Origin of the sequence: Savagea faecisuis (assembly GCF_042675605.1) — a bacterium.
Classification (GTDB): domain Bacteria; phylum Bacillota; class Bacilli; order Bacillales_A; family Planococcaceae; genus Savagea; species Savagea faecisuis.
Genome location: NZ_JBHTJF010000043.1, coordinates 105201 through 116199 on the forward strand (window position 1 = coordinate 105201; position 10999 = coordinate 116199).

General features: G+C 39.9%; 10 protein-coding genes. 8 read left to right on the forward strand and 2 right to left on the reverse strand.

Features of this window, described 5'->3' with window-relative positions; all coding sequences use genetic code 11:
• Positions 1-95: 95 nt before the first annotated feature.
• The 7 genes from ACFQ0V_RS13020 to ACFQ0V_RS13050 all read left to right on the forward strand — a co-directional run bounded on the left by ACFQ0V_RS13020 (position 96) and on the right by ACFQ0V_RS13050 (position 9074).
• Positions 96-701 (forward strand): hypothetical protein, encoded by a 606-nt coding sequence (locus ACFQ0V_RS13020; protein WP_381014383.1) that lies wholly within the window; start codon positions 96-98, stop codon positions 699-701.
• A gap of 181 nt (positions 702-882) precedes the next feature.
• Positions 883-4326, forward strand: coding sequence for a flagellin N-terminal helical domain-containing protein (locus tag ACFQ0V_RS13025; protein WP_381014385.1), 3444 nt, complete (start codon positions 883-885; stop codon positions 4324-4326).
• Between the two features lie 198 nt (positions 4327-4524).
• Positions 4525-5070, forward strand: coding sequence for a hypothetical protein (locus tag ACFQ0V_RS13030; protein ID WP_381014387.1), 546 nt, complete (start codon positions 4525-4527; stop codon positions 5068-5070).
• A 133-nt stretch (positions 5071-5203) separates the two neighbouring features.
• A complete protein-coding gene (locus tag ACFQ0V_RS13035; protein ID WP_194562771.1) occupies positions 5204-5584 on the forward strand; it encodes a MerR family transcriptional regulator in 381 nt (126 codons plus the stop codon).
• Between the two features lies 1 nt (position 5585).
• Positions 5586-7064: a class I adenylate-forming enzyme family protein gene (locus ACFQ0V_RS13040; protein WP_381014389.1), complete on the forward strand. Its 1479-nt coding sequence runs from the start codon at positions 5586-5588 to the stop codon at positions 7062-7064.
• Positions 7065-7080: 16 nt separating this feature from the next.
• Positions 7081-8790 (forward strand): acyl-CoA dehydrogenase family protein, encoded by a 1710-nt coding sequence (locus tag ACFQ0V_RS13045; protein ID WP_381014398.1) that lies wholly within the window; start codon positions 7081-7083, stop codon positions 8788-8790.
• A gap of 92 nt (positions 8791-8882) precedes the next feature.
• Positions 8883-9074, forward strand: coding sequence for a hypothetical protein (locus ACFQ0V_RS13050; RefSeq protein ID WP_381014390.1), 192 nt, complete (start codon positions 8883-8885; stop codon positions 9072-9074).
• A 169-nt stretch (positions 9075-9243) separates the two neighbouring features.
• Here the strand turns inward: ACFQ0V_RS13050 and ACFQ0V_RS13055 are convergent, their stop codons facing one another.
• Positions 9244-9420, reverse strand: coding sequence for a hypothetical protein (locus ACFQ0V_RS13055; RefSeq protein ID WP_381014391.1), 177 nt, complete (start codon positions 9418-9420; stop codon positions 9244-9246).
• A 203-nt stretch (positions 9421-9623) separates the two neighbouring features.
• Between ACFQ0V_RS13055 and ACFQ0V_RS13060 the strand changes: the two genes are divergently transcribed.
• Positions 9624-9770 (forward strand): AbrB/MazE/SpoVT family DNA-binding domain-containing protein, encoded by a 147-nt coding sequence (locus tag ACFQ0V_RS13060; RefSeq protein WP_381014393.1) that lies wholly within the window; start codon positions 9624-9626, stop codon positions 9768-9770.
• 258 nt (positions 9771-10028) lie between these two features.
• On the opposite strand, the gene ACFQ0V_RS13065 is transcribed toward ACFQ0V_RS13060, so the two are convergent.
• Positions 10029-10999: hypothetical protein (locus tag ACFQ0V_RS13065; protein ID WP_381014395.1), on the reverse strand; the 971-nt coding region annotated here is incomplete at its 5' end.

Sequence of the window (10999 nt, forward strand, 5' to 3'; positions counted from 1 at the left end):
GAACGTTTGTTCTTTTTGAATTACGTGAAAAGGTGGAAAGTGAGTGGATTGAAGCCGATATAAAGAGAGAAGATGAAATACATAGGAGGACGACCATGGAGATTCGATTAGGTGAACGAGTAGAGCAATTAACACAGAAGTTGACGACAGATGACGTCATCGCAACGATTAATGCGTTGTTAGGAGAGGACTTTTATTTTGAAGGGTTGAAGATTGACGGAGAAGTCGTACAAGACGACGTCGAACAAACATTACACGACCGCCTCTCATCGATTCAGACGATTGAAGTGTTAGCTGTCGAAGCACAACCATTCGTTATCGGTTTATTAGCTTCAGGAGAAGAGTACGTGAAACGCGCATCGGAGCACACACCAAAATTAGTAGAAGCGTTACAGAGTGACAATGTCAGTGCGGAAGACTGGGCGAATGTGAATGACATTTTAGGCGGCGTTCAATGGATTTTGTCGATGACAGAAGTGGTGAATCAGTCGATTGTCGAGGTGAACGATTGGGAAGATCTCGTGCAAGCGAAAGAACAGTTCGAAGCTCAATTACCGACTTTACAAACGGCGATGGAGAAAGAGGATAGCGCAGCAATTGCGACGCTCATCGAACGATACGTCGTCCCATATTTTGAAACAGTGCAACGTGTAACAGGACAAGCATTTGACGAACAATTTACACGCCCGACGATTCAATAAAGAGAGTGCTACTTCGGTAGCGCTTTTTTATTAACGTGATATTGGGGAGTAATTTTTTGGATAGGGAGTGGTAGGTAGAAAATGTAGGATTTATATAGTACTATTATATCAACAAGTGGAATAATTAGTAATGTAAATATTTATGTATACATATAGGATGTGGACATAGGAGGTTGACACATTGATCATTCGTGGGAATGGATTAGCGATTTTGAATCAGTTGAAGCGGACGGAGAAAGCGACGCGACAGACGTTTGGGACGTTATCGAGTGGGAAGCGGATTACGAAGGCGGCGGACGATGCGGCGGGTTTGGCGATCAGTGAGAAGTTGCGTGGGGTGATGCGCGGTTCTTTGCAGGCCGTGCGTAATATTCAAGATGCGCAATCACTTTTAGCGACGGCGGATGGCGCGATGATGGAAATGTCGGAAATTGTGCAACGGATGCGAGAATTAACGATTCAAGCGATGAACGCGCCATTGACCGATGTTCATACAGGAGCTGATTCCGATACCGCTATCATTCAAAAAGAAATTGATGCGTTGAAACAAAATTTGCGCGACATTGTGAAGCATACCGAATTTAATACACGTCCCATTTTAACGGGAGCTGCGCAAGGTTTCATTACAGAAGAGTTAGATATGTCGAGTACGATTAGACTAACAAATGGTCGAAATGAACAGCCTATTGAACAAGTAGGTAATTTAGTAGGGGAACAAAACATTTCACTCATTACAGAGTCAGAAGAGATGAAAGGATTGTCGAGTTTACCAATTAAGGATCGACCACACACCTCAAACACTGAAAAATTAACGACAGTCGATGAAGGATTTCCACGCTTTACCGCGGATGGTCAGACACTTATTTTTCAATCTACGAGGGATGGAAAAGATTATGAACGTCCTCTTGGAGGAGATGTCATCGAAAAGAAAAGTCAACCTGTTAATCAAAGAACGAGTGTAGGGAAGTATACATTACGTTCTGAAGGTGGGTTGCATATTCGATATACAGAGGCTGGGAAGACAAAAAGAATAAGTATTCCAGATGCTTTAGCAGGCACTGGAAATTATACTTTCTCTCCTATGTCGAATGCGGATGGATCTGTCACATTTGCTTATCGTGATGAAAATTTTAATATTTCGACGCGAACTTTTAATCCTCAAACACTGGAAGTGAGCGCTCCTGTTTCAGTTATTCCAAGTAATGATCGATTGAACTTGCCACCTAAACAAAATAAAATACAATTGTCTCAGACACCTAAATTATACGAGATGAATAAAGAAGCCGCTTCATTAAAGGTTTATAAACAGACCGATTCAGGAAAAGGTGAGCCACTTTTATATTGGGATGGTCAAGGAGCAGAGCCAGAAGGTGGCTATACAGTGAAAGGGAATATCATTGAGTTTTTCGGTACGGCTCGAATAGGAGGCATGCCAGAAGATGATGCGCAAGACTATTATCAAATTTCTTACGTAAATGATAATCAGCCATCGAATGATTTTTTTCAGTATTCCTTAAGTAGTGTGCATAATTTTTATAATATTCATGGTGAAGAGGGTCCGATGTCGCTAAAGTTAACAGTAGGTGACAAAGAAGTACCACGCGAGGCATTTTTAGAAAATCGACCGACGAATCCAGCGGAAGCGAATGGAGTTTATATTGATTCACAAACGAAAACCGCTTATTTATATGGAACGTATCGACCAGCAGCAGGCCAGTCTGTGAATGTGAATGCTATTCAAGATGACGACGATCAACCAGATGTACATACCGAGCAAGCTCGTATTGGAATTCCTACTTATAATTTAACGGATTCTGATTTAACGACAGAGCGAGCCTTACGTGTTTTTGTAGGAGGGAAAGAAATTTCGTGGGGTGAACAAGATGGATACACGTACGAGCAAAAGACAGGAAAAGTGCGGTTGTATGGCAATGCACGTCCGGATCTTTTAAAAGGAGAAAAAGTCAATGTTCTATTCATCGAACAAAAAACTGAAATTGTGAATCCTGACCGTTATGACATTCAATTAAAGAAGCGTCCTCAAATTTATGAACTGCAAAATCAGGAACGTGCCTCAATCTATATTCAAACAGATACAGGAAGAATCATTCCGTATGATGAGGAGAAGAAGAACGGATATTGGTATAACAAAGATACAAATCGAATTGAATTGTACGGAGATGCGCGTCCGCGTGTGAAAGCAGGGAAGAATAGTAGTGATGGGGTTCATGAAAGATATGATATTCAGTATGTCTATCTTTTAGAAGATACAAAGTATGACGATGGTGTAGTAGAAGTTGAATTTAAGCAACAGTATGCAGAATTGTATAGTTTAAATGAAGACGACAAAATAGAAACGATTGAATTATTAGTTGACGGTAAAAAGGTTCCATATGATCCTGAAGGAAAAAATGGTTTTTTGTATGATAAAACTTCAGGGAAACTAAAAATTTATGGAGATTATCGTCCAAAAGCAGAACAGATTGGGAAGACTCCTTCTATTACTTATCGTTACGTACAAGAACAGTCGCTAAGCACGATTGAGAATGGAACGTATGATTTGAACTTGCCCAGTGATAGCGCGATTTATGGTGTAGAGAATGGTACGGAACCACGTGCGATTCGTGTGTATGGTCCTGATGGTGAGATTCATTACGATGAGATGAATGGTTTCATTTTAAATGAGAATACGAAACAAATCCAATTGACAGGAAATGCGCGTCCCATTGGTTCTCACAATAAAGACGACTTTAAAGTGTATACGATTTCAACGGATGCGCTCTCTCAAAGTGTACCGGTTGGTTCTCATATTACTTCTGTCGTAAAAGATGGACAAGTATTACAAGAAGTGACAGATGAAAATGAAACAGGATATATTCGAAAAGGAGGACGCATTTATTTAACAGGAGATGCGCGTCCGAATGTAAAAGAAAGCCAAGATAAAGTGGCGTGGCAAGTAGATTATTTTGCCCTACAGCCGATTGAGTTATCTACAGAGGCTAAAGACGATGAAGGTGCTTATTGTGATCACGAAATCGGACATGCTCTACCAAAGGGAGAGATTCTTCCAGAAAGTGTAGAAGTCATATGGAACGGCAAAGTGTTGACAAAAGATCAATTTACATTTGATGGAACTCGAGTGCACTTGCGTTACGAAACTTTAACTTTTGAGACTCTGAATAATGAAGCGTCCGTTAATTACACATTGCGACGAGAAGCAGATGCGGAAGATAATCATTTTATTTTTCAAGTAGGCCCTAATGAAAACCATCACGTTAATGCGACCATCGCAGCCTGTGATAAAGTGCTTCATATGTTAAGTCCGATTTGTGTGTTAGAGTACAATCACGCCGCTCAAGCTTTGACTCGAGTAGATGAGGCATTAAATTGGGTGAGCGCTCAATTAGGCAATATAGGAGCGTTAACGAATCGTTTAGAACATACCGACGCGAACGTCCAAGTCGCAGCAGAACAACTCATGAGCGCACTTTCTCGCATCGAAGACGTCGACATGGCGAAAGCGAAAATGGAAGAAGTGAAGTTATCGATCTTACAACAAGCCCAACAAATCGCCCTCGTCCAACACAACACGACCCAATCGGAAGTGTTGCAGTTGTTGAAGTAGAGGATGCGAAGCGTATGATAAAAGGGGAATGGGTGCAGCGAAGACGCAGACGAGAAATCGTTTGCGTCTTTTTTATATCTAAACTATAAATAGGAGAAAATTGTATAATCATGCACCAAAATAGGTTAAGTGTTCTAATATATTTATGAAGGCAGTTAATTAGGCCTTCTTAATAAAAGTAAATAGGGGGAGTTTTAGATGAATCAATTACCAAGTTTGTATTTAAAACCTTATGTAAATGAAATTTTAACAAATGCTAAGTGGGCACTTTCATTAATTGAACAAGGTGAACAGCAAGAAGGAAAAAATTATGAAACAGTCAAATACTATTGTTTGGCAGTGAACACTGCAGATGTCATTGCACAGCTCGCTTGCAATACAACGGCACAAGGAACGGGTAGAAAGCGAGCAAAAAAGAGATTACGTGCACTTGAAGAAAAATATCCTGGAATCCCAAGTCCACCTCAAGATATCCGTAAGGTTCGGAACTCTATTCATCATTTAGATGAAAGAATGGATAAATGGTTGTTTGACCAATTAGAAAACGATAAGAAGGGAATTGCTTATATTATGGATTCGGCTAATAATATTGAAGGGTTTTCTAATGGTACCAGCAGTGAAGTTCCATTTAATTATGAGAGAAGAATGATAAATGAAAGAGAACTTATGTATTGGGAAAGTATTATCAATATCGAGGAATTAAAAATATGGTGTAAGAGTATAATATCCCATTTTTCAAAGTAAATCGGTAATATTATATGTTATTAAAAGAAGTGTTCACATGAGTCACTTCTTTTTTATTTTTAAAAAATAGATGAAAACAGTTGAAGTTTACGTTAACGTCAATGTTACATTACAACTATCGAGGGGTGGAGAGATGAAGACGATTCGCGAAGTTTGTGAAGCATTTGGGCTGACGCCTCGTACGTTGCGGTATTATGAGGAACTTGGCCTTTTAACACCTGTTCGTACCGAGACGAATCAGCGTAGGTATGACAAAAAGGAATTGGCAAAGTTGAAGTTGATTGCGCGGGGGAAGCGATTTAATTTTACATTGTCTGAGATCAAAGAAATGATTTTGTTATTCGATGTGGATCGTACCGGACGTGCTCAATTGGAGCGGACAATTGAATATGGACAAGAGAAGATGGAAGAGATTGATTCGATGATCGAGGAGTTGAAAACGATTCGACGCGAGTTGTCTTGGTTAGACCGAACCTTTCGAGAAAAATTAGAAGAGCTCAAAGGAGGAGAATGAGATGAATATTCCGTATTATGTGGAAATGAATGCACGGAAATTTGCGCACAAGGAAGCTTTTGTCACGGAACATGTGAGATATACGTATGCGGATTGGAATGATGGAGCGTGTGCAGTCGCTCATTTATTTCAACAAGAAGGAATTACGAAAGGGGACCGGGTCGCTTTATTTTTACCGAATGGTTATGATTTTGCGGTCGCTTATGTTGCGGCTTTAAAATTAGGCGCCATGATCGTACCGCTCCACGTCAAACTCACATCACGCGAGGTAATGTACATTTTAGAAGATAGCGGGGCTTGTGCACTCATCTTAACGGAACATGCAAAACAAGCGATTTATTTATCAGAGTATTCAGGTAAATTAATTACCACGACTCAAATGAATCAAACTATTTCCAGTGGTGAGCGTTGGACGAATGAGACGACAACGACCGAAGAAACACCTTGTACACTATTGTATACATCCGGCACGACGGGACAACCGAAAGGCGTATTGTTGACGAATCGCAATGTGCTAGCCGTCGCACATATGATTTGCATCGAAATGAAAATGAATGATGATACGCGAACGCTCATTATGTTGCCCCTTAGTCATTCCGCCGTTTTGAATTTATTTTTCGTATCGACTGTACTTGTCGGCGGAACGCTCGTCGTACGGGAGGAATTTCACCCTGTCGTATTTTTAGAAACAGTAGAACGCGAACGAACGACGCACTTTTTCGGACCGCCTGTCGTGTACTTGTTAGCATCAAAAGTGTTAGAACAAAAAACATATGATTTACAGTCGATGCAATGGTGGGTGTATGGGGGTGCACCTGTCAGTAAAACGGAAATTGGATATATTCAAAAGCAATTCCAAACGAATCATTTAACGGCTGTATACGGACTGACAGAAGGAGGTCCAAGCGGGGCGCTATTATTCCCAGAAGAACAAGCTGAAAAGGTTGGAAGTATCGGAAAAAGAGCGAGTTTATTTACAGAATTGAAAGTTGTAGACTACGAAGGAAATGAAGTAGCACCGAATGAAATTGGCGAGATCGTCATTCGAGGTCTCGGTGTGATGGAGAACTATTGGAATCGTCCTGAAGAAACAGAAGCGGTCTTTTTGGACGGTTGGTTGCGAACAGGGGATTTAGCGAAAATCGATGAAGACGGATATATGTGGATTGTCGATCGAGCGAAAGATATTATCATTTCGGGCGGAGTGAATGTGTATCCATTTGAAGTCGAGCAAGAAATGATGAAGCATCCTGCGATTGAAGCGGTGGCGGTTATCGGAGTCGCTCATCCAGAGTGGGGTGAAACGGTAAAAGCTTTCTACGTTTCCTCAGAAGAAATCGATGAAACCGAAATGAAACAGTTTTTAAGTGAAACGCTCGCTAAATTTAAAATTCCGAGATTGTACGAACGAATCGATGAACTCCCACGCAATGCGACAGGGAAAATTTTAAAACAAGCTTTAAAAGAAGGGAAGCGATGACATGAAGGAAGAAATGATGGCGAACTATCCGAAACACCCTCCAGTGATTGAACAGAAGCCACAATATGGAGAGCGTAAAGAAAGTTTCTATACGAAAGATGAATCGTTACGACGCATTTTACACCATTATTTACCGAAAGATTTTTATCAATATGCAGAGGAGCGTTTAAAAGTATACGGGGAACGTTGTGCGAATGAAATCGATGAACGTGCTCGTTTTACAGACCGTGAAGGAGAGCCACAATTGTTGAAGTACGACGCATATGGCGACGATATTTCAGAAGTGATCGTGAACGAAGGGTATCGTCAAACAGTTGAAGAAACGTATAACGAAGGGATTGTAGGCTATGTGCATAAACCAATTCCAGAGTTAGGTCGGAAAGGAAATTATACGTATAGTTTCGCTCAAGGATATGTATTGTCTCAAGCAGAACCTGGATTTTATTGTCCGGTCACTTTAACGAAAGCAACGGCTTATTTACTGGATCATTACGCAGATGAAGCCGTTAAAAATCGTTTCTTACCTCATGTCTGTTCAACAGGAGAAGTGCCCCTTTATGAAGGAGCGACTTTTTTAACAGAGCGACAAGGCGGTTCGGATGTCGGAGCGAATGAAGTTGTGGCGGTTGAGGAAGACGACGGGACTTATTCGTTATATGGCGAAAAATATTTTGCTTCGAATGCGGGAATGTGCGGTGTCGCAATGGTGCTAGCGAGAAGAGAAGGAGCGCCAACAGGTTCAAAAGGACTCACGCTATTTGCCGTACCGTGGCGTAATGAAGATGGTACATTAAACGGTATTTCAATTCGTCGTTTAAAAGATAAGTTAGGTGTGAAAGCGGTTCCTTCAGGAGAAGTCGAATTGAACGGGGCGAAGGCTTATGTCGTTGGAGATCCGACGAGAGGTTTTTATTATATGATGGAAGCGTTAAATTTATCACGAGTGAGTAATGCAGTCGCTTCTCTAGGAATTATGAAGCGTTCCCTAGATGAGGCTTTCCAATATGCGACGAAGCGCCGTGCGTTCGGGGGATATTTGACGGACTATCCGATGGTGCGTGACACACTTTTGAAAATGAAAGCAAAGCTCCATGTCGAGTTAGCTGCATTATTCGATATGATTCAATTGTATGAAAAAGTAACGGCTGGTGAAGGAACGCCGGAAGAAGTCGTGTTGAATCGTTTAAATATTGCCACGATGAAAAAAGAAACAGCATATGAAGCGATTCACTTCGCTCATGAAGCGATCGAAATGTTAGGAGGGAACGGGTATATTGAAGATTTTGTAACACCGAGGTTGTTAAGAGATGCGCAAGTATTATCGGTATGGGAAGGGACAGCGAATATTTTAGGTCTAGAAGTCGTTCGTCTTGTGAATAAATACGAAGCGCATCAATTGTTTATAGAACAAATGAACGCAAGACTTGAAAAAATTGCATCGAGCGATCAAAAATCAATCGTGTTACAGCAATGGACATCAGTTCAAGAAGCATTACTTCGCTTTGCCGATTTAACCTATGAAGAACAAACATTTTATTCTAAGAAAATGTCGAGCGATATGAATGCAATCTATGAATCGGTCATTGCATTAGAATGGGCAGAGCGTTACGGAGAGGAATATGAAGTGTTAGCTAATATTTATCTCGAACAAACATGGCAGTTGCGAAAAATAGGACAGCCAATCATTCAAGAAGAAACATTTTGGAACGTGTTTTCAAACGCATAGTACGAGCGGAAAGAAGGGAGAATCCTTTCTTTCCGTTTTTGTTGTGGAAGGAGAACGGTTCTTTTATGATGAAAACAAAGGAGGAGTAGTGTATGGAACAATATTTATTATGGGTAGGCATCCTCATCTTTTCTCTCGGTCTTATCCTCGTCGTCGTCGGGCGTAGTTGGGTAATCGTCCGTTTAATCTTCGGCGACCGCAGTATGATTTGGCAATATACGATCGGATTTGCCCTCGCCCTCATCGGAGTTTTCATTCTTTACATGAGCGGGGCGTTTTCGTGATGAGTGTGTATAGTGGAAGAAGTGAGAAGCTGCCGGTGAAGTGGCTTCTTTTTTGTGTTGTGATTGAAAATGGAGCGGTTCTAGTATTGGATGAAGTAAAAAGCTGAAGAATCTGTTTCGCTCTTCAGCTTCGGTCGGTCCTAATATCCTCCGTTGTGAAATACAATTGTTAATAGTCTTCTTCTTGTAACCAATCTTCTAGATCTTTCTTGCTCATATTTTGCACAGGAAGTAAATGAAGTGCTTCGACGAGTCGTGATTGTGCTTTTTCTCGTAATAGATGGTCTGATTGAATGTTTGCTTGTTGCTTCGATAATAGGTTCACATTCTCTTTTTCGTGTGACATTTACAACCCTCCCTTTTGTTCTAAGTATACTCCAAATTGAAAAGGGGGAGTATTGAGAAAAACGGTAGATGGTAGTTTTAGTCTTCTTGACGATTTATTAACGCATTCTTTTGTGTCATATTTACACAATCATGTACAGAGCGGATGGTATCGTAGTCGGTAAGAAATAAATTCGACGACGTACCGTCAAAGGAGAGATCTTGATGAAGTTAAATATTGAACGAATCGGAGACGACTACGGCATCTGTCTGCCACAGGAATTGCTTGACCAACTGCCAGAAGGAACATACGCTTTCGAAATTCAAATCGAAAACGGTTCCCTCGTACTCATACCTCTCGTCTCGCACTAAATTGAATATTCGTTATAAGAAACATGAAGCTATGATTGGTTTGGTTTCATGTTTTTTGTTAGGAAATTAATATTTTAAATCATGAACATGGTGTAGTAAAATATAGGATTGGCTCATTTTAAATTAACAGCGACAGGTGACGAGAAGTATAACTTGTATATTAGGCAAAACCTTGTGTTTACTACTTAATGACATTGAAATGAGTATATTTAAAGAGTTCAAGATTGCTATTTATGCCATCATACCGTAAAATCGATTTTAATTTTCTGCGACAATCAATTGTATAGTGAACTTATCTGGTTCTTGATACTCCTCGCAAATAATTGAAACATTTATATCAAATGTCCCTACCATTGTTGGCACAAGTAAATACTTAGTGTTGAATGTTCTATGTCTAGTGTGCAATAAACTGTCACAGTGACCGGTAATTATATTTTCATTTAAATCTGTATAAAAACTTGTATTTGGGCTAATAATCAAATCGGGTAGCGTCCTATTATTCATTGGAAAATTAGGAAATGATACTACTGCATCATTGCTTAAAAGACCTGATATTGAATCTAAAGCTCCGCTCCTAATCCTTTTAGTAAGTGGATGAGGAGGAAAACTAGGCTCTTCTGGTTTCTTTATGTTTTTTTTAGAGCCTTCAAGTAAAACTAGCTCTTCAGGAAATTCCATCACAATGTGAATATCATTCGCTTTAAGATTACCCTCATTTCTGATAGAAAGATTAAATTCTAACCCAAATATTTGGGTATGCATATATTCCTCAAGCCTCTTATTGTAAGTTTCTATTTTCTTTATAGTATCTGGAATTTGAGCATTATAAGCTTCTATTTCTTTTTCAGTAACATACATAGCTAGATGACGAGGTATATAATTTTTGGCAACTTTAGATGGCAATGGTAATCGATCAATTTCTATAGTTGGGTTAAAAGTTAGTTCTAATTCTTTTGTCTCGTTTATAAGCACAGTAATGTCAGGTTCTTTAATCTCTTCGGCTGAATAGTCATCCAGCCATTCTACTTCTCCGTATTTAGCTTCATAAGCAGCTTTTACTTCCCTTATTGGCGAGTTAGTATCGATAGCATGTACACCATTTTTTACAATGACATTTGCTACAGAAAATTCGGTAAAGTCTTTAATAAAGTTATGCTCATTCACTACCGTCGCATAAATAACGTCTGAATTTTCAGTTATTATTTTTCTAGATTTTAATGAAAAAACGA